The organism is Nocardiopsis sinuspersici (assembly GCF_001998325.1).
Lineage (GTDB): Bacteria > Actinomycetota > Actinomycetes > Streptosporangiales > Streptosporangiaceae > Nocardiopsis > Nocardiopsis sinuspersici.
This window is the reverse complement of the sequence record NZ_MCOK01000001.1, coordinates 1553082-1576663: the sequence shown is the minus strand read 5'-3', so window position 1 is coordinate 1576663 and position 23582 is coordinate 1553082. Positions and strand designations below refer to the sequence as shown.

Sequence of the window (23582 nt, the reverse complement as noted above, 5' to 3'; positions counted from 1 at the left end):
GGCTCCGGATGCCGGTGTTTGGACGAGCTCGTGGCCACAGGTGGTCACCGTGCACGTGCACGAAGCGGCGCCGGGCCCGGGAGGCTGGCGGGAGTGGGGCGTACGCGTCCGTCGAAGGAGGCCGGGCGGACGGCGGACCAGGCGAGGAACCCGGTGGTGTCGCCGCCGGAGCCGTAGGCGTGGAAGGTGCGGGTCCAGTCGGTGGTACGGAGTACGTCCGGTCCTGTCTGCATGTCCCCGATTGTGGCGGCGCCCACCGACGGCCCATGGGCGTGGCATCCGGTGCCGGGACGGCGGCGTGGCTAGACTCGTGCCGCTCCGCCGGGTCCGAACAGCAGGAAGGCCGCCTTACATGTCGTTCGCCCGACCGCCCGCCACACCCGCGCGCCGGGCGCTGTTTCGCGCTCCGGTCTGGCTGTACCGGCTCGGGCTGGGCGGGATCCTGGGTGACCGGTTCGTCCTGCTCACCCACCGGGGGCGCACCACGGGCGAGGCCCGGCAGGCGGTGCTGGAGGTGGTGGGCGGCAACGACGCCACCGGAACGGTGCTGGTGGCCTCCGGGTACGGTTCGCGGTCGCAGTGGTTCCGCAACATCCTGCGGGAACCGCGGGTGCTGTTCCAGGTGGGCGGCCGGCGCCGGCGGGGCACGGCCACCGTCCTCTCCCCCGAGGAGTCCGGCCAGGTGCTGGCGCACTACGCGCAGCGGCGCCCCCGAACCGCCATGGCACTGGTGCGGGGGCTGGGACACGAGGTGGACGAGGGCCCGGAGTCCTTCGAGCGGGTGGGGTCCGACCCCGAGAACGGCGTTCCGATCGTCCGCCTGGCCCCCGACGACCCGCCACCGACCTCCTACCCCGACCTGTCCGCGCGCTGAGCCGTCCGCCGGGCCCGCTCTCTCTCACGCGCACGGCCCGGCGGCACGCACGGATCGGCTCGGCGGCACACTCCACACCGCGCGGGACCGCGGCCGGAAGGCGCGCGGCCGACTCCTACAGCGCCACGCCCAGCAGGGTGTCGACGGTGGCGCGCACCAGGGCGGGCGCGCCGGTGTCGGTGCCGCCCTCGCCGAGGGCGGTGTCGGCCCAGGCGTCCACCGCGGCCAGGGCCGCGGGCGAGTCCAGGTCCTCGGCCAGGGCCGCGCGTACGGCGGCGAGCACCGGAGCGGCCTCGGGAGCGGCGCCCAGGGCCAGGGCGGCGCGCCAGCGGTCGGCGCGCGCGGTGGCCCTGGGAAGCTCGGCGTCGGTCCACTCCCACGGCGTGCGGTAGTGGTGGTCGAGCATGGCCAGACGGATGACGGCCGGTTCGACGCCCTGCTCCCGCAGCCTGGACACGAACACCAGGTTGCCCTGGGACTTGGACATCTTCTCGCCGTCCAGGCCGACCATGCCCACGTGCAGGTGGTTGTGGGCGTTGGGGCCGCCCGTGGCGCAGCGGGTCTCGGCCGCGCCCATCTCGTGGTGGGGGAAGATCAGGTCGCTGCCGCCGCCGTTGAGGTCGAAGGCCGGGCCCAGCCGGTCCAGGGCGATGGCGCTGCACTCGATGTGCCAGCCGGGGCGTCCGCGGCCCAGGGGGCTGTCCCAGGAGGGCTCGCCGGGACGCTCGGCACGCCACAGCAGCCAGTCCAGCGGGTCCTTCTTGTCGGTGCGCCCCGGGTCGCCGCCGCGCTCGCCGAACAGCTCCAGCATCTGGTCGCGGTCCAGGTGGCTGATCTCGCCGAGGCCGGTGGCCTCCGCCGCGGAGAAGTACAGGTCGCCGTCGATCTCGTAGGCGGCACCGGTGCCGCGGATGCGCGCGGCGAGGTCGCTGATGAGGTCGACGGACTCCACCACTCCGACGTAGGAGGTCGGGGGGATGATCCGCAGGGCGGCCATGTCCTCGCGGAACACGTCGATCTCGCGGTGGGCCAGGTCGCGCCAGTCGACACCGGTGGCCGCCGCGCGCTCCAGCAGCGGGTCGTCGATGTCGGTGGTGTTCTGTACGTAGTTGACGTCGTGCCCGGCGTCGCGCCACACCCGGTTGGCCAGGTCGAAGGCGAGGTAGGTGAAGGCGTGGCCGAGGTGGGCGGCGTCGTAGGGGGTGATGCCGCAGGCGTACATCCCCGCCCGGGGGCCCGGCGTCGTCGTCCTTATCCGGCCGGTGGCGGTGTCGTGGACGCGGAGGGGGCCGCCGGTACCCGGCAGGGGGACGATGTCAGGCGCAGACCATGAACGCATACGGGAAGCCTATCCGGACGTACGTGCGGCACACCTCCGAAGGAGGGTGGTCGTCCCACGTGATGATCGCCCCAGGCCGGACGGGAATAGCACGGCGGGGTCAGCGGTGCGCGGCGGTCCTTCGGCGCCTCCCGCCGATGAGGACCGCGCCGAACAGCGCCGCGGCGGCGCACACGGCCGCCATGCCCTCGTTGCCCAGCCTCCAGTGCAGCAGAGCCCCGCTGACCGAGACCACGTAGAGCAGCCAGTACGCTCCGGTCTCCACCAGGTTGCCGTTACGGCCCTCCATCGTGCCCCCCGCCGTGAACGCGTGCCTCCACGCGAGCCTGACGGCGTGCGCGCCGTCTCCCTCAGAGACGCACTGGTCACCCTGGGGGTTGACAGGCCTTTCGCGGGTACGAGCGTGACGATGGTCGCGGGAACGCGGCCGGCGGCCGGAGGGCGCGACGCCCAAGGACGGGCGGCGGGGCACCACCGGCCGGACGTCGCCGAGGGGCGCGCCGCACTCGGGAGGCGCCGTGGTCAGGGCCTGGCGGCCTCCGCGGTCTCCAGGAGGTACAGCTCCTCATGTGCCCGTGCCAGGTCGGGATCCTCGGCCGAGCCGAACTCGGCGATGTCCGCCCGGACCGCGCGGAGCCGCCACCTCGCCCGGGCCGTGTCACGGCGTCCGGTGCGCACGTACGGAGTCTGGTCGTCGAGAAGTGCCTGTTCGCGGACGGTGGTGGCGCTCATGTGCGGTCCTTCGGGGTGGGTAGGCGGTCAGGGGTACCCCGGGTCACGGTGGGATGCGGCTCCCGCGTCCCGGGTTCACCGTGAACACGATCCCGTCCCGCGCCTACGGCACACTTCCGGAATCCTTTCGCCCTCTCCCAGGTGAGCGGGGATCGGGAGGGGCGCCGCCACGATGTCCCCGTCCTCTACCCGTTGTCCCGACCGGAATACATAGCACCGGACCACCGCTCGGCGCTTCCGGCCGGATCCTCATCCCTTTCGTCCCTCATGCCCCCCTTGTGCGGAGGCCTGACTAAACGTAAAGTAACTTAACGTTTCAATCCGCTGAGTGATACGGCGACCGCGAACAGTCGCCACCAGCGTGTCCGGCGCTCAGACGCCGGGCCGACTCCGCCCGCCTTCGCCCCGCCGTCGCGGGGCCTCCCCCCGGAGTAGTCCATGCGTACCGCGTTCCCTCCACGTCCAGCCCTCGCCTCCGCGGCCGTGTCCGTCCTCACCGCCGCGGCGCTCCTCCTCCCCGCCACCGCGTCGGCCGCCCCCGTCCCGGAGGCCGGCGCACCGACCGACGGCGCCGAGACCGCCCAGGCGGCGCAGTCCGCCCTGGTGTGGTCCGATGAGTTCGACGGTGCCGCCGGCAGCGCACCCAACCCCGCCCACTGGAACCACGAAACCGGCGACCACGGCTGGGGCAACAACGAACTCCAGAACTACACCGACAACCGCGCCAACTCCGCCCTCGACGGCAACGGCAACCTCGTCATCACCGCCCGCCAAGAAACCAACGGCACCTACACCTCCGCCCGCCTCACCACCCAGAACAAAATCGAACACGCCTACGGCCACATCGAAGCCCGCATCAAAATCCCCCGCGGCCAAGGCATCTGGCCCGCCTTCTGGATGCTGGGCTCCGACTTCCCCAACACCCCCTGGCCCCACTCCGGCGAAATCGACATCATGGAAAACGTCGGCCACGAACCCCACATGGTCCACGGCACCGTCCACGGCCCCGGCTACTCCGGAGCAAACGGCATCGGCGCCTCCTACACCCACCCCCAAGGCTGGTCCTTCGCCGACACCTTCCACACCTTCGCCATCGACTGGTCCCCCGGCTCCATCACCTGGTCCGTAGACGGCCACCCCTACAACACCATCACCACCAACGACGTAGGCACCAACCCCTGGGTCTACGACCAACCCTTCTTCATGATCCTCAACGTCGCCGTCGGCGGCCAATGGCCCGGCTACCCCGACCACACCACCCAATTCCCCCAGCAAATGACCATCGACTACGTCCGGGTCTACTCGCAGGACGGGGACGGCGGCGGTACCGGCGGGGGCACCGGCACGATCACCGCCTCCAACGGCGTCTGCCTCGACGTGGCCGGGGCGCAGACGGGCGACGGGACCCCCATCCAGCTGGCGAACTGCAACGGCAGCCAGGCCCAGCAGTGGACCGTGGGCGCCGACGGCACGGTCCGGGCGTTCGGCAAGTGCCTGGACGTGGCCGGCGGCGGAACCGCCGCGGGCACCCCGGTACAGCTGTGGGAGTGCAACGGGACCGGCGCCCAGCAGTGGACCCGTGACGGCGGCACCCAGGCCCTGCGCAACCCGCAGTCGGGCCGCTGCCTGCAGCCGCAGGGAAGGGCGCAGAGCGACGGCACCCGTACGGAGATCGCCGACTGCGACGGCAGCGCCGTCCAGCGCTGGAACCTGCCCGGCTGATCCCTCCGCCCCTTCGTGAGTGCCGTCCGCCGACCCCGTCGGCGGGCGGCACCTCGCCTGTCAGGACCGGGGCGGCGACAGGTCGATCATCCGCCACGCCCCGGGGTCGGCCGGGGCGTCGGTGAAGGCGTAGCGCACGGTCTCGCGGTCCAGGGCCAGCAGGGTCACCGACCCGGTGGCCCATATCCTCCCGTCGCCCAGGTCCGCGCGGGCGATCAGGCCGGCGGGATCGCCGGACTCGTCGGTACCCGCCGAACGGGGCGCGGACTCGGCCGCCTCGGTGATCAGGCGGGGCCACTCCCCCCACACCTCCTCGACGCCGTCGGCGCGGGAGAGGTCGGCAGGATCGGGCCGTGTGCGCGCGAACACGGGCGTGTGCCGGACGGCGCGCGGGTCGTCCGGGTCCAGACCGGTGTTGACCACGATGCTCACCCCGGTCGGCAGCGTCCGGGTGTCCAGGCAGCGTCCGTCCCAACTGTGCACGCTCACCCGGTGGGCGTCGGCGTCCAGCAGGTGGAAGGGCGCGTACAGGGTGGGGTCCTCGCCGTGCAGCGGGTCCCGCTCCGGGTCCCGGCCCGTGTGGGCGAGGGCGCGCAGCGGCAGGTCCCCGCGGCTGGCCGGGTAGGTGCCCTCCCAGGGCATGCGTCCGTCCCAGGGCCACCCGTTGAGCAGGGCGGCCGCACGGACGCGGACGGGGTCGACGGCCAGCCAGGTGCCCCCGGCCACACGGTCACGGCCGCCGACCAGCCCGGGCTGGTCGGGCCAGTGGTGCGCGGGCCGGTCCCAGGGCCGGGAGGACATCTCGTCCCTGAGCGCGGCGATGACCAGGGGCGTGTCCGCGCCGGGATCGAAGCCGACGATGACAGTGCACATGACGACCTTTGCTGTGACTTCCGGCGGGACGGCCGGGAGGCGAACGGAAATGAACGCAACGGTACTCGGACTCTACGACGCGGTGGGCCCCGTGGGCGAGAGGTGTGGGACTCCGCACGGCCGGGGCGGGTGCCGGCACCACACCGATCCGGGAGCGGGTGTACCTGTGCGCGGGTCGGGAGTCTTCTAGTCTGTGTGTCTCCCTACCCTTGAGTCGTCCGGGGCGGACGCGTCCGGCGCGCCCCACAGGACCCCGTCCCGTTTCCCGTACCACCCAGGAGTGTGCGTGCCCGAGCAACCCGAACGGCCCGACGACGGTGCGGACGGCACCGCGGACAGGGCTCAGGGGGCCTTCCCGGCCGCCACCGGCCCGCGGCCGGGCAGCGGCTCCGCCGGTTCCCCGGACCGCTCCGCCCCGGCGGTCACACCCGCGGCCCGGACCGGGCCGCAGGGTCCCCCGGACGAACCCGGCCTGACCCGGCGGGAGGTCGCCGAGCGCGTCGCCACCGGCCGGACCAACGACGTCCCGGTGCGTGCCAGCCGCACGGTCGCCCAGATCATCCGCGGCAACGTGTTCACCCGGATCAACGCGATGGTCGCGGTGCTGTTCTCCATCATCGCCGTGATCGGCCCCGTGCAGGACGGGCTGTTCGCGATGGTCATCCTCATCAACACGCTCATCGGCATCGTCCAGGAGCTGCGCGCCAAGCACACCCTGGACAAGCTCGCCATCGTCAACGCCAACCGCCCGCGGGTGGTGCGCGACGGCGCCACCACGCGCGTGACCGCCCAGGAGATCGTCCTGGACGAGGTCCTGGAAGTGGGGGTGGGCGACCAGGTCGTGGTCGACGGCACCGTCACCTGGGCCGGAGGGCTGGAGGTCGACGAGTCGCTGCTGACCGGCGAGGCCGATCCGGTGTTCAAGCAGCCCGGCGACACGGTGATGTCGGGCAGCTTCGTGGTGGCGGGCACCGGCCGGTTCCGGGCCACCAAGGTGGGGCGGCACGCCTACGCGGCACGGCTGGCGGAGGAGGCGAGCCGCTTCTCGCTGGTGCGTTCGGAGCTGCGGTCGGGGATCAACCGGATCCTGACGTGGATCACCTTCGCGCTGTTCCCGATCGGTGCCCTGCTGGTCTACAGCCAGCTGTTCATGGGCGGGCACGTGACCCTGGAGGAGCCGACGGCGGGCGGACAGGTCTCCGGCCCGCTGGCGGACGCGCTGCGCGGCATGGTGGCGGCGCTGGTGTCCATGATCCCCGAGGGACTGGTCCTGCTCACCAGCATCGCGTTCGCGGTCGGGGTGATCCGGCTGGGGCGGCACAGGTGCCTGGTCCAGGAGCTGCCCGCGATCGAGGGCCTGGCACGTGTGGACGTGGTGTGCACCGACAAGACGGGCACGCTGACCGAGGCGGGCATGAGGCTGGCGGAGATCCGCGACCTGGGCGGGTACGGCGGCGACGGGCCGTCCCCGTCCCGGGTGCTGGCCGCGCTGGCGGCCGGCGACCCCGACCACAACACGAGCATGGCGGCCATCGCGCGCGGGTGCGGGGCCGGCCGCTCCGCCCCGGACTGGCCGGTGGTGGCGCTGGCGTCCTTCTCCTCGGCCCGCAAGTGGAGCGGGGCGAGCTTCCTGACCTCCGAAGGCGAGGAGCACTGGGTACTGGGCGCGGCCGACGTGCTGGTCCCCTCCGAGGATCCGGCGGCGGCCGAGGCGGCCAGGCTGGGTGCGCAGGGCCACCGGGTACTGCTGCTGGCCCGGGCCTCGGCACGTGTGGACTCCGAGGAGGCCCCGGGCACGGTGGTGCCGGTGGCACTGGTGGTGCTGGACCAGAGGGTGCGCGAGGACGCCGCCCCGACCCTGGACTACTTCGGCGAGCAGGGCGTGGACGTCAAGATCGTCTCCGGCGACCACGCCGCGTCGGTGGGCGCGGTGGGCCGCGAACTGGGCCTGTCGGGCGCGGAGCAGCCGGTGGACGCGCGTGCTCTGTCCGAGGACGGCGGTGAGCTGGCACGCGAGGTGGAGGAGCGCTCGGCGTTCGGGCGGGTGACGCCCGAGCGCAAGCGCGACATGGTGCGTGGCCTGCGCGGGCGCGGGCACACGGTGGCGATGACCGGTGACGGCGTCAACGACGTGCTGGCGCTGAAGGAGGCCGACATCGGCGTGGCGATGGGGTCGGGAAGCCCGGCGTCGCGCTCGGTGGCCCAGCTGGTGCTGCTCGACGACCAGTTCGCGGCGCTGCCGCGCGTGGTGGCCGAGGGCCGCCGGGTGATCGGCAACATCGAGCGGGTGGCCGGCCTGTTCCTGACCAAGACCGTGTACACGATGACGCTGGCGATCATCGTGGGGCTGCTGGCGGTGGCCTATCCCTTCTTCCCCCGCCACGCGACGCTGATCAACGCGGTGACGTTCGGCATCCCGTCGTTCTTCCTGGCGCTGGCGCCCAACACCGACATCGCCCGTCCGGGGTTCGTGATGCGGACGCTGCGGCTGGCGATCCCCTCGGGGATGGTGGCGGGCTTCGCGGCGGTGACCACCTACCTGCTGGTGCTGGGCGGGCGGACGGTGCCCGACCCGACGGACCGCACCGCGGTGGTGATCACGCTGTGCGCGACGACGCTGTGGGTGCTGCTGCTGGTGGCCAAGCCGTACGTGTGGTGGAAGGTGCTGCTGGTGGGTTCCATGGTGGGCCTGCTGACGCTGGCCATGGTGACCCCCCTGGGGCAGTGGTTCTTCGACCTGGACGTGAGCGACCCGGCCAAGGTGCTCACCGGTCTGGCCGTGGCGGGTGTGGCGATCGTGGCGATCACGGTGATCCGTGTGGTGGACGACCGGATGATCGCCCGCTCCGAGGCCCGCTCCGCCGAGGAGAGGGCCCGGGAGGACTCCGAGGAGCGCACCCCCGAGCCCGTCTGAGGCCTCTTCACCGACGTCCGCGCCGGATCCGTCCGGCGCGGACGGGGACGAGGTCTACCTCGTCGTCGACGGCAGGAGGATCTGGTCGTCCGCGGACTCGGTGGACTGTGACCACGACTCCCCCGCCAGGATGCCGGTCAACCGGAAGACGAGCAGCGGCAAGAAGGTGTTCCTGTACGAGTCCGACTCACCCGACGGAGACGACCTCCTCGGCGCCGACGTCGTCGACGGGACCAGCGCAGCCCTGACCTTCGACAACGACGGCGCCCTGTACGACCTCGACTACGGTCCGGCCTGACGGACCGCCCTCGCGGGGTGGCCGACGCCCGCGGGCGGTTCCCCGGGGACCGGCCTGCGGGCGACCAGGTAGGCCTGCCGGGTGGTCTCCGGGCCCTCCGGCTCCCGTAGCACGCGGGTGTGCACGGCCAGCCCGGCCTCCTCCAGCAGGCCCGCGATCCGCTCCAGGGGGCGCCGGTGGAAGTCGAGCGAGACGGCGTGCCCGAAGGCCCCCTCCAGCCGCAGCGGCGGCTCCTCGCCCTCCTGGAACACCACCAGCGCCTGGCCGCCCGGGGCCAGGGCGCGGTGGAAGCCCGCGAACACCCGCGGCAGCAGCTCCAGCGGCACGTGGATGGTGGAGTACATGGCCACGATCCCGCCCAGGGAGGCCTCGGGCAGGTCCAGGTCGGTCATCGAGCCCTCGGTGAAGCGCAGCTCCGGGTGGGTGCGGCGGGCCACCTCCAGCATCCCCGGTGACAGGTCGACCCCGGACACGTCCAGGCCCAGACCGCGCAGGTGGGCGGTGTTCCTGCCCGTCCCGCACCCCACGTCGGCGACGGGGCCGCCCCGGGCCCGCACGAGTTCGGCGAACAGGGCGAGCAGCGCCCGGTCCAGCGGCTTGCCCGCGAGCTCGTCGCGGGCGAGTTCGTCGTAGTCCTCGGCCACGGTGTCGTATGAGACGCGGGTGGCGGCCAGGAAGGAGGGTTCTGGTTCTGCGTGGTCGGGCATGGCGCACATCCGACCAGTATCTCCGGAACAGGGCCCGCATGAGGTGTCGTCCACGGCCCGGACCCCGCTCTGGCGCGGTCGGCCCCGCCCACGGGCCGGGACACGGGGGGCCGTTCGGTCCCGCCCGCCTCCGCGTGCCTCCGGGCCCCTTCACGAGCGCGCACAGGCGTCGGGGCCGGGCCGGTAGTCTCGCGTCGGAGCAGAGGAGGCACCATGGTGGACGACACCGACCTGCGGCACCTGGGGCGCGCGGTGGAACTGGCCGCCCGGGCACTGGAGTCGGGAGACGAGCCGTTCGGCTCGGTGCTGGTGGGCGCGGACGGGGCCGTGCTCTTCGAGGACCACAACCACGTCGCCGGCGGCGACAGGACCCAGCACCCGGAGTTCGCGATCGCCCGGTGGTCGACGACCCGTATGACCATCGCCGAACGCGCGGCGGCGACCGTCTACACCTCGGGCGAGCACTGTCCCATGTGCTCGGCCGCGCACGGGTGGGCGGGCCTGGGCCGGATCGTGTACGCCAGTTCCTCGGCGCAGCTGGTCTCGTGGCTGGAGGAGTGGGGCGTGCCCCCTGCTCCGGTACGGGCGCTGCCGGTGGGCGAGATCGTGCCGGGAGCCGTGGTGGAGGGACCGGTGGACTCCCTGTCAGAGGAGGTGCGCGGGCTCCAGGCCCGTTTCCACGGCCGGTCGTGACGGCCGGCCCGGAAGGCGCCGCCGCGGCGCGCCCGCGCCCTTCCGGTGCGCGGCCGGGAGGGCTCAGTGCCCGGTGTCGTCGGGGTCCTCGGGTTCGAAGCTGCCCCGGATGACGCGGCCCCGGTTCGGTGGGGAGGCCTCGCCGCCGGCGCCGGGGCGGCGGCCGAAGGGCTCGCCCGTGCCGCCGAAGGGTCCCTGCCCGGGGGCGCCGGGAGCGCCGGAGCCCCGGACGACGAACTCCTCCTCCATCCGCTCCTGCATCCGCCTCACACGCCGCTGCGCCCATCCGGCGAACGCCCAGCGCAGGGCGGGCCGGGTGAAGGGCAGGACCATCAGCAGGCCGAGCACGGCGGTGACGAACCCGGGGACGACGAGCAGGATGCCGCCCGCCATCAGCATGAGCGGGTCGAGCAGGCCGCCGCGCGGCGGCTCACCCGACCGCAGGGCCCCGTCCGCATCCCGGAAGGCCCTGGTCCCGGCCCGGCGCAGCACGGCCACGCCCAGGACCAGGAGCGAGACCAGGGCCGCCAGTGTCCACGGCACCCCGATCCAGCCGCCGACCGCGATCATCAGCCACACTTCCACGAACGGCAGCGCCATCAGCGCCAGCACTGTCAGCAGCGGCATGCGGAACCATCCTCAGGGTCGTCGGCCGGGTCCTCCCCACTCTGGAGAACGCACGCGCGGGCTCCAGGGTTCCCTTCGCCCCCGACGCCGCGGGCGAACAGGCGGTCAGGCGCGACGGCGGCGGCCGATGACCACGGCGGCGGCCACAGCGGCCAGGCCCAGCGCGCTCAGCAGCGCCTCGGGGGCCGCGCCGAGCCGGGTGGCGACGGTCGTGCCCTCCATGGCCTCCAGCTCGGCGACGTGGATGTCGGCCACGGCCTCCTCCGAGGTGTAGGCCAGGGTCCCGTCGGGCTCGACCACGGCACTGACGCCGCTGGTGGAGACGACCACCGCCGGGCGCCCGTGCTCGACGGCCCGCAGCTGGGTGATGGCCAGCTGCTGGTTGGTCTGGCCGGTGAAGTTGTAGTTGGCGTTGTTGGTGGGGACCACGATGATCTGTCCGCCCTCGGCCACCGCCTCGCGTACGGGCAGGTCGAAGGCCACGTCGAAGCAGATGCCGACGGCCAGGGTGGTGCCGGCCACGTCCAGCGCGCCGGGCTCGGTGCCGGGGACGGCGTCGGATCCGACCTGTTGCAGGCGGTCCACGAACCGCGTGAAGAAGTCGCGGTAGGGGACGTACTCGCCGAAGGGCACGAGGTAGCGCTTGTCGTAGACCTGCCCCGGGCCGGTCCCGGGGTTCCAGACCACGCTGCTGACGTGGCGGGTGCCGTCGTCGTTGAAGCGGCTCATGCCCCACAGCAGGGGGACGCCCATGTCGTCGGCGGCCGCGTCGATGACCTCCCGGGCGACGGGGTCGCGGAAGGGGTCGATGTCGCTGGCGTTCTCGGGCAGCAGCACCATGTCGGGCCGGGGGTACTCCCCGGCGCGGACGGCGTCGGCGAGTTCGTGGACCCCGTCGGCGTGGTTGTCGAGGACCTGCATGCGCTCGCCGAGGATGGACATCTCTCCGACGCCCGGCACGTTGCCCTGGACCATGCCGACGGTGACGGTGTCGGCGACGGCGGGGCGGCCGAGCGCGGGGGCCGGCGTGCCGCCCGCGACGACCGCGGCGCCGGCGGCGAGGCCGACGGCGGCCAGGCCCAGGTGCGCCGGTGCGCTCCGGCCGCTCCGGTCCGACCGGTCACCGCGCACGGCCCCTCGGGCGGAGGCGGCGTGCAGCACGCTCCACAGCAGCAGGCCGCCGGTGAGGGCGACGGAGAAGGTCACCAGCGCGGAGGATCCCAGGGCCGCGTAGCCGACGAAGGGCGTGTCCGGCTGGGCGAAGGCGAGCTTGCCCCAGGGGAAGCCGCCCAGCGGCCAGCGGGCGCGCACGGCCTCCTGGGCCACCCACAGGGCGGCGGTCCACAGCGGCCAGGCGGGCAGGCGCGTGACCAGCGCCAGGCCCATCGCCATGGGAAGGAAGTAGGCGGTCTCGGCGGAGGCGATGAGCAGCCACACGTCGACACCGAAGATGTCCTGCCACCGCACCAGGGGGACCATGAGCGTGGCCCCGGACAGGACCCCGAGCCAGGCGGCGCGGCGCACGCGGGTCCCGGCGACGGCGAAGGCGAGCAGGGCGGCGCTGAGCGGCCCCAGCCACCACAGGCCGTGGGGCGGCAGGGCCAGGAGCTGGGCCAGGCCGGAGCCGGCCGCGGCGAGCACCCGCCACACGAGGTCGCCGCGCCCCCAGCGGTGTCCCGGAGCCAGGGCGAAGGCGGGGGAGCGTGTCGGGGTCGCCGTCCGCTCCCGCCCCACCGGTTCCGGCGAGGGTTTGTCGGAGCCGGGGACGTCGCCCTGCTCGGTGTGCTCGGCAACCACGTGGGGTGCTCGCTTTCCGCTGGCTGGTGAAGTGCTCGCGGTCAGCATATGGGGGGACGCGGAAAAGGCCCGAGCCACCCTTCGGACCGGCTCCGTCCCGTCGGCGGCGAGCTCGGAAGACCGTTGTCTACTGGATGTTCGGGCCTTTTCCGGGTCCAACCCCCCGCCCGGTCGCGGTACTCCACCCCTCACCCGATCCCAACCGCACCTGGTGCGTGATGCAGCGTCCAATCGGACGAGTGGGGGCCGCACAACCGGTCCGTCCAGTGCTGGACTGGTCGTTAGGTTACCCAGACTCCCCGACCCGATGCCTCAACCCGGCGGCCGTGTCGTGGCCGCCGCCCCGAGGGCGTGAAGGGAAGAAAGTGATGAACCGTCGGACAGGCTAACGCACCTGGGGCCGCCACGCCAGCCGAGCGGACGGGGTGCGCGCCTGCCCGCAACCAGATCGACATCGACCCAAGTATGGACTTTTCGATCAGAATCCTGTCTGATGTGATCAGCAGAGCGACCTGGTTCGATCAACTTCGAAAGACCCAGGTCCGGTGGCACGGACCTTCCGAGACTCGCGTCACCATCACCTCGAACCCGGCCCGGGAGCTGACAACCATGGCGGAGATCGCCCTTGAGGGTGTTGACAAGATCTACGGCGGCGACGTCAAGGCCGTCGACAACCTGAACCTGAAGATCGAGGACGGCGAGTTCATGGTGCTCGTCGGCCCCTCCGGCTGCGGCAAGTCCACCGCGCTGCGCATGATCGCGGGTCTGGAGGAGATCTCGGCGGGCACGCTGGTCATCGGCGACGAGATCGTCAACGACCGTCCGCCCAAGGACCGCGACATCGCGATGGTCTTCCAGAACTACGCGCTCTACCCCCACATGAGCGTCGAGCAGAACCTGGCCTTCGGCCTGAAGCTGCGCAAGGTCCCCAAGCCCGAGATCGCGCGCCGCGTGAAGGACGCGGCCGAGATGCTGGGCCTGGAGCCCTACCTCAAGCGCAAGCCGGGCGCGCTCTCCGGCGGCCAGCGCCAGCGTGTGGCCATGGGCCGCGCGATCGTGCGCGAGCCGCGCGCGTTCCTCATGGACGAGCCGCTGTCCAACCTGGACGCGAAGCTGCGCGTGCAGATGCGCGCCTCCCTCAACCAGCTCCACGAGCGCCTGGGCGTCACCACCGTCTACGTCACCCACGACCAGATCGAGGCGATGACCCTCGGCGACCGGGTCGCGGTGCTGCGCGACGGACGCCTGCAGCAGGTGGACACCCCCAAGCGCCTCTTCGACGCCCCCGTCAACCTGTTCGTGGCCGGGTTCATCGGCTCCCCGGCGATGAACTTCGTCGACGCCCGGCTGGTCGCCGAGGGCGACGACGCGGTGCTCACCTTCGCCGACCACAAGCTCCCCGTCCCGGCGAGCGTCCTGGACTCGCGCCGGAACCTGCGCGAGTACCTGGGGAAGAGCATCATCCTGGGCATCCGTCCCTCGGACTTCAACGACGCCGACCTCGACGGCAGCAGCGACCCGAAGATCCAGGTGACCGCGGGCGTGACCGAGGAGCTGGGCACGGAGATCAACGTGATCTTCGGCGTCGACGCCCCGCCGGTGCGCCACGAGGACGCCGCCGCCCTGGCCAAGGACGCCGCGGGCGAGGAGGGCGGCGAGAGCGGTATGCCGCTGGGCGGCAGCCAGACGCAGTTCACGGCCCGCGTGAGCCCACGCAGCGACGTGCGCCCGGGCAAGACGGTCAACCTGTCGGTGGACGTGAGCCAGCTGCACTTCTTCGACCAGGAGAGCGGACTGGCCATCGGCCACCCGGACAACTTCTAGGTCGCCCCACGGCCGCCCCGCCGGGTCCTTTCCCTCCTTCCGGGACCAGGCGGGGCGGTCTCCTGCGTCCGTCCACCGGATGACCGGGCCGGGCGGTGTTCCCTTGAGGCTCCGCCGCGCCTCGCCTCGCGCCCGGACGCCGCAGGTACGGCAGCCCCGTCGGCGCCCTCGCTGTTTTGTTTTTGAGGCTCCGCCGCGCCTCGCCTCGCGCCCGGACGCCGAAGGTACGGGAACCTTCGGCCCCTGCGGTGCACCCGCTCGTACCTCACGGGCGCACCTGCGGGACCTCCAGAACCCCGTCGGCGCCCTCACTGTGTCGTCTTTGAGGCTGCGCTGCGCCTCGCCTCGCGCTCGGGCGCCGAAGGTACGGGAACCTTCGGATCCTCCGGTATGGCGGCTCGTGCCTCGCAGCCCCACCTACGAATCCTCCAGAACCCCGTCGGCGCCCTCACCGCCCCCAGCGCACGGGACCGAGTCCACCCGGCAGGGCCCAGGCGCCGACCCGAGGAAGGCCGGTGTGCTTCCCGGGTCGTGCACCGACAAACCTTGCCTTGGGGACACAGCCGTGTGCCCGGGGGCAAGGGATCTGTTGCTTGACCACCGGCTCAGACCGCACCAACGATGTGATGGTGCGCAACCGAGCCCCCGGAGCCGCCTTCGCCCCCGACCCGGTGTCCGTCGTCGACACACTGCACGGCCGGGCCGTACCCGATCCCTACCGGTGGTTGGAGGCCGCGGACTCCCCCGAGACCCTGCGCTGGCTGGAGGAGCGGAGCCGCGAGTACGAGCGCGAGGCGGCCACCTGGCCCCTGCGCGCACGCCTGGCGTCGCTCATCCGCTCGCTGGTGGACACCGACCTGTGGAGTCCCCCGGTCCACCGGCCCGGAGCGGCCTTCGCCACCGTGCGCCCCTCCGGGACCGAGCACCCGCGCCTGGTCGTCCTGGCCGGGGACGGCCCGCCGCGCACCCTGTACGACCCCGCCGAGGAGGACCCCGGCGGGCGCACCACCCTGGACGCCTGGGAGCCCAGCCCCGACGGGGGCCTGGTGGCGGTGCAGACCTCCTCCGGGGGCGTGGAGCGCGGTGGTCTGCGCGTGCTGCGTACCGGCACCGGCACGCCGGCGGGCCCGCCCGTGCCGGAGGTGCGCTACTCCCACGTGGCGTGGGTGCCCGGGGGCACGCCCTCCTTCTACTACGTGCGCCGCGACGGTGGGCAGGGCGTACGCGGCGTGTGGCTGCGCCGGGTCGCCGACGGCGCCGAGGCGCTCATCCACACCTGCACGGCGTCCGGCACCGTGCCCGGGGTGCGGGTCCTGGGCCGCAGGTGGCTGCTGGTGACCGAGAGCCACGGCACCGGGCACCGCACCGACCTGTGGCTGGCCGACCTGGCCGCCGACGCGCCGGAACGCCCCGTGCTGCGCCCCGTCCAGGTGGGCGCCGAGGAGGAGACCGAGGCCCGGCTGGGGCCCGACGGCCTGCTGTACCTGCGCACCACCCTGGGTGCGCCGTGGCGGCGGATCTGCTCGGTCTCCCCCGAGGAGCCGGGGACGGAGCACTGGCGCGAGGTGGTGCCCGAGGAGCGCGGCGCGACCCTGGACGCCTTCGCACCGTGCCCTGGCGGCCCCGGAGGCGGTCCGGCGCTGTTCGTGTCGCGCACACGCCTGGGGATCAGCGAGGCCGCCGTGCACGACGCCCGCTCGGGTGCGCCGCTGCACGCGGTGGACCTGCCCGGACAGGGCATGGTCAGCGCCCCGGAGGCCGCTCCCGACGGATCGGTGTACCTGGGGTACGCGGACGTGGCCGCCCAGCAGCGGGTCCTGTGCCTGCCGCCGGGAGAGCGCGTTCCCCGGCCGTGGCCGCCCGGTGCGTCCGGGGAGCGGGACTCCCCCGCCGTGGAGCGCACGGTGCTCTGGTGCCGCTCCGAGGACGGCACGCGGGTCCCGGTGACCGTGTTCGCCGTCGCGGGCGGTGGGGGGCCGACCCTCCTGCACGCCTACGGCGGTTTCGGGCGCCCCCGCCAGTTCGGCTTCAGCGCGACCGTGCTGGCCTGGCTGCTCTCGGGCGGCCGGTACGCGGTCGCCCACGTGCGCGGAGGGGGTGACGCGGGCCGCGAGTGGCACCTGGCCGGCTCCGGCCGCGCCAAGCCGCGTGCCGTGGAGGACCTGGTCGCCGCCGCGGACGCCCTGGTCTCGGCGGGGCTGTGCACACGCCGCCAGCTGTGCCTGTCGGGCGGATCGGCGGGAGGGCTGCTCGTCCTGGCCGCCGCGACCGCGCGCCCCGACCTGTGCGGGTCGGTGATCGCCTCCGCCCCGCTCGCGGACATGGCCCGCTTCGAGCGGATGGGGCTGGGCCGCATGTGGACCCGCGAGTTCGGCACCGCCTCCGACCCCGACGACTTCGCCGCCCTGATGTCCTACTCCCCCTACCACCGTGCGCTGGACAGTGCGGTGCACGCGCCCGGGCGGCGCTTCCCCAGCGTCCTGCTCGCCGGCTTCCACGGTGACACCCGCACCGACGCCGCCCACCCGCGCAAGATGTGCGCGGCCCTGCTGGCGGCGGCGCGGGAGGAGGGGCGTCCACCGGTCCTGCTCCGGTACGAGCGCGACGTGGGCCACGGCCCGCGCGCGGTCGGCCGTGCGGTGGGACTGGCCGCCGACGCACACGCGTTCGCGGCCCACCGAACGGGGCTGTCACCACGCTGAGCGCCGGTGCGGTCCTGACAAGAGAAACGGCACACAGAAAGCGAGGTGTGGTGCGTATGGACCCGATCGAGGTCGAGGTCGAGGACCTGGCGGAGGTGACCTCCCGCGATATCACCGCGGGCGGCGACAACGACGGCACCGACTCCAGTTCCGACTTCATCTGACCGACGTCCCGCCCGGCCCGGTCCCCCCTGGCCGGGCGGGGCCCTCACCGTGCGCGGAAAGGACACGCCATGACCGATCCCGGCCACCTGTTCACCCGGACCCTGTGCGACGTCGTGGGCCGGGAAGCCCTCACCACACGCCTGTCGGAGGAGTTCGTCTTCGCCGACCTGGGCGCGGACGCGGTGCGCTCGCTGCTGACCTTCGACGACCTCAACGAGCTGCTGGCCACCTGTTCCCCCGAGCCGCCGAGGCTGCGCCTGCACCGCGACGGGTCGCCGGTCCCGGTCGACCGCTACACCGAGACCGCGGCCTCCTCGCGCAACGCGCGGCGGGTGGTACGCCCCGAGGCCCTGTACCGGGAGCTGCGGGCGGGGGCGAGCCTGGTCCTGGACAGCCTGGACCGGATGCATCCGCCGGTGGGCGCGGCGGCCGACGACCTGATGCGGCTGGTGCGCGAGCGCGCGCAGGCCAACCTGTACCTGATCTGGGGCGAGTCGCGCGGCTTCGACACCCACTGGGACGACCACGACACGGTGATCGTGCAGGTGGAGGGCACCAAGCACTGGCAGGTGCACGGTCCGGGGTCGCGCCCGTACCCGATGAAGAACGACGTGGACCACACCCACACGCCTCCGCGCGACGCCGACGGCGAGCTGCACCTGGTGTGGGAGGGCGTGCTGCGGCCGGGACAGGTCGTCCACGTGCCGCGCGGCTGGTGGCACACGGTGACCGGGACCGGCGAGGTGAGCATGCACCTGACCTTCGGCTTCACCCGGGCGACCGGGGTGGAGTGGGCGGAGGCGCTGGTACGGCGGCTGTTCGAGGAGGAGGTCTTCCGCCGGGACCTGCCGCGCTTCGCCGAACCGGAGGTGCGGCGCAAGCACCAGGGCGAACTGGCCGCGCGGGTGGCCGAACTGGCCGAGGAGCTGGACGTGGACGGCTTCCTGACCGAGCGGGACGCCCGCTTCCCGCGCCGGACCTCGTTCTCCCTGCCCTGGCCTGTGGAGGAGGGCGCGCCGCCCGCCGACGCCCGGGTGGAGTTCGTGCCGATCCTGCCGCCGCCGCTGTCCCGTGAGGGCGAGAGGGTGGCGGTGACGGTGGGCGGGCGCCGGTACCGGTTCCCGGCCGCGGTCGGTCCGGTTCTGGAGGCGATCGCCGAGCACCGGACACTGACGGTGGCCGAGCTGGCCGGACACGCGGACGTGGAGGTCGAGAGGGCGGCGCAGATCGTGTCCGTGCTGTCGAGGCACCACCTGGTACTGGTGCGGTAGTCGTCCACGGGCGGGAACACGGCCCGGCCCGAACGCCCGGACCGGGTCCGCCATGGACCGGGGGCTTCCCGCCGCGCTCCCGCACTCCGGGCTCCGCCCTGCCCTCCAGCCCGCTGTGCGCCCCGGGGCCCGCCGCGCCCTCAGTCCCGCTCCGGGGCCCCGGCCGCGCGCCGGCGCTCCACATACGCCTCGATACCATCCAGGAGCCGGCGGACGGCGAAGTGCATGTCGTCCACGGGTCCGGCCACACCGTCCGCGCTCCCGGGCGGGGGCTCCTCCTCCAGCGCGCCCTCCCGGAGCAGCCGGGCGATCGTGGGGAACCTCTCCTCGGTGACGACCCGGCGCAGGCCCGTGCTGTAGTCGCGCCCGATGTCGGCCATGGTGGATCCCGTCTCCCTGGCCGCGCGGCCCATCTCCAGCTCGATGCGCAGCGTCTCGCGTGCGGCGGCGGACAGCATCGTCAGGATCTGGACCGCCGGGCCGGTCTCCAGCCCGGAGGCGACCAGCTCGCGCAGACCCGACTCCATCCACCGGAGCCCGTTGGGCCCGCTGGGCGGTCCGCTCAGGGGAAGGTAGACCGACCACGGGTGCAGGCGGTACACGTTCGTCACCCCGTGCGCCCACTCCTCCACACCGGCCCGCCAGTCGCCGTCCTCACGCGGCGCGGGGGGCTCCACGTCCATGACCGCGTCGCCCATGAGGGCGAGCATGTCCTCCTTGCTGTCCACGTACCGGTACAGCGACATGGTCGTGTAGCCCAGCTCCTTGGCCACCCGCTGCATGGAGACGGCCTCCAGGCCCTCGGCGTCGGCGAGGGCGACCGCCGCCGCCACGACCGACCCCCTGCTGAGTCCGGGCTTGGGCCCCCGTCTTGGCTCGGACCGGTCGAGCCCCCACAGGAGCTCCATCTCGCGCTCCATCCGGTTCGTCCTACGCTGCTCGGCCGCCATGCCCCACCCGTCTTCGACTGCGTCGTTGACACCATCCTAGATCTGTGTATTACTTACACTTATACGTGTATGAGATAAACAGTTTATGGAGCACACTGCCATGCCCCACACGGCCCCGGCCATCAGCGCCGAGGGACTGCGCAAGAGTTACGGCACCACCCGGGCCCTGGACGGCCTCGACCTGACCGTCCGGGCGGGGACCGTGCTCGGCCTGCTCGGCCCCAACGGCGCGGGCAAGACCACCGCCGTCCGCGTCCTGGCCACACTGCTGCGCCCCGACTCCGGGCGGGCCTCCGTCGCCGGTTACGACGTGGTCGACCAAGCCGACCGCGTACGCCCCGAGATCGGTCTGACGGGCCAGTACGCCTCGGTCGACGAGCTCCTCACCGGCCGCGAGAACCTCGTCATGTTCGGCCGCCTGTACGGTCTCGGCGCCCGCGGCGCCGACGAGCGCGCCGAGGCCCTGCTGGGGCGCTTCGACCTCGCCGAGGCCGCCGACCGGCGCGCCGACGGCTACTCCGGCGGCATGCGGCGACGCCTGGACCTGGCCGTCAGCCTCATCCAGGAGCCCAGCGTCCTGTTCCTGGACGAGCCCACCACCGGGCTGGACCCGCGCAGCCGCCTCCGGGTCTGGGAGTCGGTGCGCTCCCTGGCCTCCTCCGGCACGACCGTGCTGCTCACCACCCAGTACATGGAGGAGGCCGACCAGCTCGCCGACACCGTCGCCGTCATGGACCGCGGCCGCGTCATCGCCGAGGGCACCCCCGGCTCCCTCAAGACCCAGGTGGGCGGCGACCGCCTCGACGTGGTCGTGCGCGACCCCGCCGACCTGGCCGCCGCCGCCGAGCTCCTGGGCACCGCCGTGGCCGCCCGGGCCACCGTGCACCGCGAGGAGCAGCGCGTCAGCGTTCCGGCCGAGGACCGCATGGAGGCGCTCACGCGTGCTGTGCGCGCCCTGGACGGCTCCGGCCTCCAGGTGGAGGACGTCGGTGTGCGCCGCCCGAGCCTGGACGAGGTCTTCCTCGGCCTGACCGGCGCGCCCGCCACCGACCGTGGGGCCACCGACCACCAGAGCGACCACGCCGTCCGATCGGAGGTACCCCGATGAGCTCCACCACCCCCGTGGGCGACCGGCACCGCCCGGGCGCCGGCGAGGGCCCGCCGCGTCGGCTCACGCGCGGCCGGCGCCCGCGCAAGACCGCCGCCGACACCCTGGTGCTGACCCGGCGCAACCTCCGGCACATGGTCCGCGACCCGTTCGAGCCGGTCATCGCGATCACCATGCCGGTGGTGATGGTGCTGCTGTTCGGCTACGTCTTCGGGAACGTGATGGCCCCGCCCGGCACGGAGAGCTACCAGGAGTTCCTGGTACCGGCGATGCTGGCGATGGTCATGCTCTACGGGATCGGCGGGACCGCCTCGGGCATCGCCCGCGACACCTCCCGGGACGTGATGAGCCGGTTCCGGTCCATGCCCATGTCCCCGGTGGCCCTGCTCGGCGCGCGTGCCCTGGCGGACATGGCGCGCGCATGCCTGGAGGTGGTCCTGCTGCTCCTGGTCGGGTTCGCCATGGGATGGCGCTTCGAGGACGGGGGCGGCGAGGCCCTGGCCGCCGTCGGTGTGCTGCTGCTCTTCCGCCTGTCCCTGGTGTGGCTGGGGGTACTGATGGGCCTGGTGCTGCCCACTCCCGACTCCGTGAGCATGGTCGTCTACCCTTTGACGTTCCCGCTCAGCATGCTCTCGACGAGCTTCCTCCCCTCCACCGCCATGCCGTCCTGGCTGGCCCCGGTCGCCGAGTGGAACCCGCTGTCGGCGGTGGTCACCGCCACCCGCGACCTGTTCGGCAACCCGTCGCCGCCCTCGGACGCCTGGCCCGCGGAGAACGCCCTGCTCCTGGCCGTGGCCGTGCCCGTGGCCCTCATGGCCCTGGTCACCCCGCTGGCCGTGCGCCGGTTCCGGCGGCTCAGCCGCTGACGCCGACCGTCCGGCCTCCGCGAGAGCGGAGCCGCGCCGACCCTCCCCGCACGGCGCCGGAGCGTCGGAGACCGGCCCCGACCACACGGTGCCCCCTCCCCCGCGAGCCCTGTCCCGCGCCGCGGCCGTCCCACACCGACCCCGTTCCGCGCAGAGGAGCAACCGACATGGCCGCACCCGCCGCCGCCCCGCCGACACCGACCGCCGACCCCCCGGGCCCCCGCTGGTGGCGGCGTCCCTGGATCCTTCCGCTCGCCCTGTTCAGCCTGGCCTTCCTGGGCTTCGCCCTGCCCCCGTACGCGGGACTGGACCCGGAGGCGGCCCGGTTCCCGATCCGGGAGGACGTCCCCTGGCACTACCCGGTGATGGTCACGCACATCTTCGGCGGCGCGGTCCTGACCCTGCTGGTGATCCTCCAGGTGTGGCCGTGGCTGCGCGCACGCCATCCGGCCGTCCACCGCTGGAGCGGACGCACCTACGTGATGTTCGGCGTCTCGTTCGTCGGCGTTCCCGCCCTGCTCATCGCCCCGCTCAGCCACACCGGCATATCCGGGCAGGCCAGCAGCGTCGTGTGGGCCCTCCTGTGGCTGTCGTGCACGGTCCTGGGATACCGGATGGCGCGGCGCCGCCGCTACGCCGAGCACCGCGAGTGGATGCTGCGCAGTTTCGTACTGCTCTTCGGGATCGCCCTGAACCGCCCGGTGGTGTTCCTGTTCATCCTGATAGCGATACCCCAGCTGGACACCACCTTCGGCGGCGACACCGACGCGATGGCCATGGCCATCGCCCCCGCGAGCAGCTTCCTGTCCTGGGTGCTCCCGCTGCTCTTCGTCGAGTGGTGGATCAAGTACCGCCGCCCGCGCGGACCGCGCCCGGGGACGGGGGCCGCCACCGCCTGACCCGGCGGCCCGGACGCCGGAGCCGGGCGGCCACCCGCCGGGACGGGGAGCGGAGAGGTCCTCTTCCTCCCCGTCCCAGCCGGCACGTCCATCTCTGCGCGCAAACAGCAAATACTTCACAAAGCCGACACCGCTGCCGGGTTCCACACCACCCACCTTGCAGGGGAACCCGCTCGGGCCTGTGCCCTACCCGCCCTGCGCACTCCCGGATTCCTCCCATGATCATTGCGACCCGCGGGAGCGTTAGGGTAGCCTCACTTAATAGGCGCAGATGCACCCACTCCCCCGGAGGTCACTGCGGCCACACGGACTCCGGACATGACGGCATCGTGCGACGAAGGGCAGGTTCACGCGGTGGTTGCAGATCCGCTCGACGCACTCCGTGGCGCCTGTGCGCCACTGAAGTTCGCTCCGCTGCCCGACCTGCTCTCCCACCGGGACGTCGAGGCCCAGGCCGACCCGGCGGGTCCCGTGCACTGGTACCAGGCCGGTGTCCTGGCCTCGGACGGCTCGCTGCCGGTCCTGTTCGACAAGATGCGGACCGAGCACGGCCCCGGCCACCGCCTGCCCGCCGCCACCAACTTCCTCCGGGTCACCCTGCGCGAACCGATCTTCATGGTCTCGGCGTCGCTGTACCTGACCGGACGGGCCCCGCTGCTGGGCCCGGACACCCTCTACCTGCCCTGGGACACCGCCCGGGCGCGGTTCGGCACACCGGCCTCGGTCGACACCCGTGTGGCGGTCCTGCCGGACGACCCCGCGGCCGACCACCCGGCCACCGTGGTCGTCCAGGACGAGGACGCCCTGCTGCGGGCGGCCGCCCAGGCCCTGTTCGCCACGTTCGAGCCCCTCATCGACGCCCTGCACGCGCACTCCAGGTCGGGCAAGCGCACCCTGTGGGGCTGGGTGCTCGACACCCTGCACTTCTACATGCTCAACCCGGCCCGCTACCTGGGCCGGGACGCCGAGCAGGCCTGGGATCTGGCCACCCGGCTGGGGGACGCGGTGGTCGAGGCCGGCGCGGTGACCCGCAGGCGGCCCCGCCTGTTCCCCTTCGCCCCCGAGCACCCGCGCGGGACGTGGGCGGTGCGCGGCACCTGCTGTTTCGACTACAAGGGCGACCCGGAGCACGGGTACTGCACCACGTGTCCGCTCAAGTGCGACGGAGAGCGCCGGCAGGACCTGTCGGAGTGGCTGCGCGACCCCGCGCTGGCACCCTGA

21 protein-coding genes are annotated in these 23582 nt (G+C 73.2%); 12 read left to right on the top strand and 9 right to left on the bottom strand.

Annotated features, from left to right (window positions below):
* Positions 1-44: 44 nt before the first annotated feature.
* Entirely contained in the window at positions 45-233 is a 189-nt protein-coding gene (locus NOSIN_RS06620; RefSeq protein ID WP_077689888.1) for a hypothetical protein, read from the bottom strand.
* Between the two features lie 119 nt (positions 234-352).
* Here NOSIN_RS06620 and NOSIN_RS06615 point away from each other — a divergent pair, with 119 nt between their 5' ends.
* The gene (locus NOSIN_RS06615) at positions 353-874 is read left to right on the top strand and encodes a nitroreductase family deazaflavin-dependent oxidoreductase (protein ID WP_077689887.1); all 522 of its coding nucleotides are present in this window, start codon (positions 353-355) and stop codon (positions 872-874) included.
* Between the two features lie 115 nt (positions 875-989).
* On the opposite strand, the gene mshC is transcribed toward NOSIN_RS06615, so the two are convergent.
* From mshC to NOSIN_RS06600, 3 genes are all read right to left on the bottom strand, one after another.
* The gene (gene mshC / locus NOSIN_RS06610) at positions 990-2213 is read right to left on the bottom strand and encodes a cysteine--1-D-myo-inosityl 2-amino-2-deoxy-alpha-D-glucopyranoside ligase (protein ID WP_077689886.1); all 1224 of its coding nucleotides are present in this window, start codon (positions 2211-2213) and stop codon (positions 990-992) included.
* Between the two features lie 100 nt (positions 2214-2313).
* Entirely contained in the window at positions 2314-2502 is a 189-nt protein-coding gene (locus NOSIN_RS06605) for a hypothetical protein (protein WP_077689885.1), read from the bottom strand.
* Between the two features lie 233 nt (positions 2503-2735).
* On the bottom strand, positions 2736-2945 hold the full coding sequence (locus tag NOSIN_RS06600) for a hypothetical protein (protein WP_077689884.1): 210 nt from the start codon (positions 2943-2945) through the stop codon (positions 2736-2738).
* A 438-nt stretch (positions 2946-3383) separates the two neighbouring features.
* On the opposite strand from NOSIN_RS06600, the gene NOSIN_RS06595 reads away from it, so the two are divergent.
* Complete coding sequence (locus NOSIN_RS06595) at positions 3384-4667, top strand: glycoside hydrolase family 16 protein (protein ID WP_077689883.1); 1284 nt, start codon at positions 3384-3386, stop codon at positions 4665-4667.
* A 60-nt stretch (positions 4668-4727) separates the two neighbouring features.
* On the opposite strand, the gene NOSIN_RS06590 is transcribed toward NOSIN_RS06595, so the two are convergent.
* Positions 4728-5540, bottom strand: a complete 813-nt coding sequence (locus NOSIN_RS06590) for an NRDE family protein (protein WP_077689882.1) — start codon at positions 5538-5540, stop codon at positions 4728-4730.
* A gap of 286 nt (positions 5541-5826) precedes the next feature.
* Between NOSIN_RS06590 and NOSIN_RS06585 the strand changes: the two genes are divergently transcribed.
* Both NOSIN_RS06585 and NOSIN_RS06580 read left to right on the top strand, forming a co-directional pair.
* Positions 5827-8454 (top strand): HAD-IC family P-type ATPase, encoded by a 2628-nt coding sequence (locus NOSIN_RS06585; protein ID WP_077689881.1) that lies wholly within the window; start codon positions 5827-5829, stop codon positions 8452-8454.
* Between the two features lie 100 nt (positions 8455-8554).
* Positions 8555-8752: a hypothetical protein gene (locus NOSIN_RS06580; RefSeq protein WP_077689880.1), complete on the top strand. Its 198-nt coding sequence runs from the start codon at positions 8555-8557 to the stop codon at positions 8750-8752.
* Here NOSIN_RS06580 and NOSIN_RS06575 read toward each other — a convergent pair.
* Positions 8737-9459 carry a class I SAM-dependent DNA methyltransferase gene (locus tag NOSIN_RS06575; RefSeq protein ID WP_309232816.1) on the bottom strand — a complete coding sequence of 241 codons (723 nt, stop codon included), beginning with the start codon at positions 9457-9459 and terminating at the stop codon, positions 8737-8739. The genes NOSIN_RS06580 and NOSIN_RS06575 overlap by 16 nt on opposite strands.
* Before the next feature lie 213 nt (positions 9460-9672).
* On the opposite strand from NOSIN_RS06575, the gene NOSIN_RS06570 reads away from it, so the two are divergent.
* A complete protein-coding gene (locus NOSIN_RS06570) occupies positions 9673-10152 on the top strand; it encodes a nucleoside deaminase (RefSeq protein ID WP_077689878.1) in 480 nt (159 codons plus the stop codon).
* Positions 10153-10215: 63 nt separating this feature from the next.
* On the opposite strand, the gene NOSIN_RS06565 is transcribed toward NOSIN_RS06570, so the two are convergent.
* Together NOSIN_RS06565 and lnt are read right to left on the bottom strand one after the other, a co-directional pair.
* Positions 10216-10779, bottom strand: coding sequence for an FxsA family protein (locus NOSIN_RS06565; RefSeq protein WP_077689877.1), 564 nt, complete (start codon positions 10777-10779; stop codon positions 10216-10218).
* Positions 10780-10884: 105 nt separating this feature from the next.
* Positions 10885-12576: an apolipoprotein N-acyltransferase gene (gene lnt, locus NOSIN_RS06560; RefSeq protein ID WP_077689876.1), complete on the bottom strand. Its 1692-nt coding sequence runs from the start codon at positions 12574-12576 to the stop codon at positions 10885-10887.
* Between the two features lie 609 nt (positions 12577-13185).
* On the opposite strand from lnt, the gene NOSIN_RS06555 reads away from it, so the two are divergent.
* The 3 genes from NOSIN_RS06555 to NOSIN_RS06545 all read left to right on the top strand — a co-directional run bounded on the left by NOSIN_RS06555 (position 13186) and on the right by NOSIN_RS06545 (position 18538).
* A complete protein-coding gene (locus NOSIN_RS06555) occupies positions 13186-14400 on the top strand; it encodes an ABC transporter ATP-binding protein (RefSeq protein ID WP_077689875.1) in 1215 nt (404 codons plus the stop codon).
* Positions 14401-15026: 626 nt separating this feature from the next.
* Positions 15027-17102: a prolyl oligopeptidase family serine peptidase gene (locus tag NOSIN_RS06550; protein WP_077693449.1), complete on the top strand. Its 2076-nt coding sequence runs from the start codon at positions 15027-15029 to the stop codon at positions 17100-17102.
* 233 nt (positions 17103-17335) lie between these two features.
* Positions 17336-18538 carry a JmjC domain-containing protein gene (locus tag NOSIN_RS06545; RefSeq protein ID WP_077689874.1) on the top strand — a complete coding sequence of 401 codons (1203 nt, stop codon included), beginning with the start codon at positions 17336-17338 and terminating at the stop codon, positions 18536-18538.
* A 140-nt stretch (positions 18539-18678) separates the two neighbouring features.
* On the opposite strand, the gene NOSIN_RS06540 is transcribed toward NOSIN_RS06545, so the two are convergent.
* A complete protein-coding gene (locus tag NOSIN_RS06540) occupies positions 18679-19488 on the bottom strand; it encodes a TetR/AcrR family transcriptional regulator (RefSeq protein WP_077689873.1) in 810 nt (269 codons plus the stop codon).
* Between the two features lie 100 nt (positions 19489-19588).
* Here NOSIN_RS06540 and NOSIN_RS06535 point away from each other — a divergent pair, with 100 nt between their 5' ends.
* From NOSIN_RS06535 to NOSIN_RS06520, 4 genes are all read left to right on the top strand, one after another.
* Positions 19589-20596 carry an ATP-binding cassette domain-containing protein gene (locus NOSIN_RS06535; protein WP_077689872.1) on the top strand — a complete coding sequence of 336 codons (1008 nt, stop codon included), beginning with the start codon at positions 19589-19591 and terminating at the stop codon, positions 20594-20596.
* Positions 20593-21462: an ABC transporter permease gene (locus tag NOSIN_RS06530; RefSeq protein ID WP_077689871.1), complete on the top strand. Its 870-nt coding sequence runs from the start codon at positions 20593-20595 to the stop codon at positions 21460-21462. Before NOSIN_RS06535 ends, NOSIN_RS06530 begins: the two co-directional genes overlap by 4 nt.
* 167 nt (positions 21463-21629) lie before the next feature.
* Entirely contained in the window at positions 21630-22361 is a 732-nt protein-coding gene (locus NOSIN_RS06525; protein WP_077689870.1) for a DUF2306 domain-containing protein, read from the top strand.
* 354 nt (positions 22362-22715) lie between these two features.
* Entirely contained in the window at positions 22716-23582 is an 867-nt protein-coding gene (locus tag NOSIN_RS06520; protein ID WP_143832867.1) for a (2Fe-2S)-binding protein, read from the top strand.

Bases quoted from the DNA above. Each gene is read 5' to 3' on its own strand.
- mshC (WP_077689886.1), bottom strand. From the start codon at position 2,213: ATGCGTTCATGGTCTGCGCCTGACATCGTCCCCCTGCCGGGTACCGGC.
- NOSIN_RS06595 (WP_077689883.1), top strand. From the start codon at position 3,384: ATGCGTACCGCGTTCCCTCCACGTCCAGCCCTCGCCTCCGCGGCCGTG.
- NOSIN_RS06550 (WP_077693449.1), top strand. From the start codon at position 15,027: ATGGTGCGCAACCGAGCCCCCGGAGCCGCCTTCGCCCCCGACCCGGTG.
- NOSIN_RS06565 (WP_077689877.1), bottom strand. From the start codon at position 10,779: ATGCCGCTGCTGACAGTGCTGGCGCTGATGGCGCTGCCGTTCGTGGAA.
- NOSIN_RS06570 (WP_077689878.1), top strand. From the start codon at position 9,673: ATGGTGGACGACACCGACCTGCGGCACCTGGGGCGCGCGGTGGAACTG.
- NOSIN_RS06590 (WP_077689882.1), bottom strand. From the start codon at position 5,540: ATGTGCACTGTCATCGTCGGCTTCGATCCCGGCGCGGACACGCCCCTG.
- NOSIN_RS06555 (WP_077689875.1), top strand. From the start codon at position 13,186: ATGGCGGAGATCGCCCTTGAGGGTGTTGACAAGATCTACGGCGGCGAC.
- NOSIN_RS06525 (WP_077689870.1), top strand. From the start codon at position 21,630: ATGGCCGCACCCGCCGCCGCCCCGCCGACACCGACCGCCGACCCCCCG.
- NOSIN_RS06530 (WP_077689871.1), top strand. From the start codon at position 20,593: ATGAGCTCCACCACCCCCGTGGGCGACCGGCACCGCCCGGGCGCCGGC.
- NOSIN_RS06615 (WP_077689887.1), top strand. From the start codon at position 353: ATGTCGTTCGCCCGACCGCCCGCCACACCCGCGCGCCGGGCGCTGTTT.
- NOSIN_RS06540 (WP_077689873.1), bottom strand. From the start codon at position 19,488: ATGGCGGCCGAGCAGCGTAGGACGAACCGGATGGAGCGCGAGATGGAG.
- NOSIN_RS06620 (WP_077689888.1), bottom strand. From the start codon at position 233: ATGCAGACAGGACCGGACGTACTCCGTACCACCGACTGGACCCGCACC.
- NOSIN_RS06535 (WP_077689872.1), top strand. From the start codon at position 19,589: ATGCCCCACACGGCCCCGGCCATCAGCGCCGAGGGACTGCGCAAGAGT.
- NOSIN_RS06575 (WP_309232816.1), bottom strand. From the start codon at position 9,459: ATGCCCGACCACGCAGAACCAGAACCCTCCTTCCTGGCCGCCACCCGC.
- NOSIN_RS06605 (WP_077689885.1), bottom strand. From the start codon at position 2,502: ATGGAGGGCCGTAACGGCAACCTGGTGGAGACCGGAGCGTACTGGCTG.
- NOSIN_RS06600 (WP_077689884.1), bottom strand. From the start codon at position 2,945: ATGAGCGCCACCACCGTCCGCGAACAGGCACTTCTCGACGACCAGACT.
- NOSIN_RS06545 (WP_077689874.1), top strand. From the start codon at position 17,336: ATGACCGATCCCGGCCACCTGTTCACCCGGACCCTGTGCGACGTCGTG.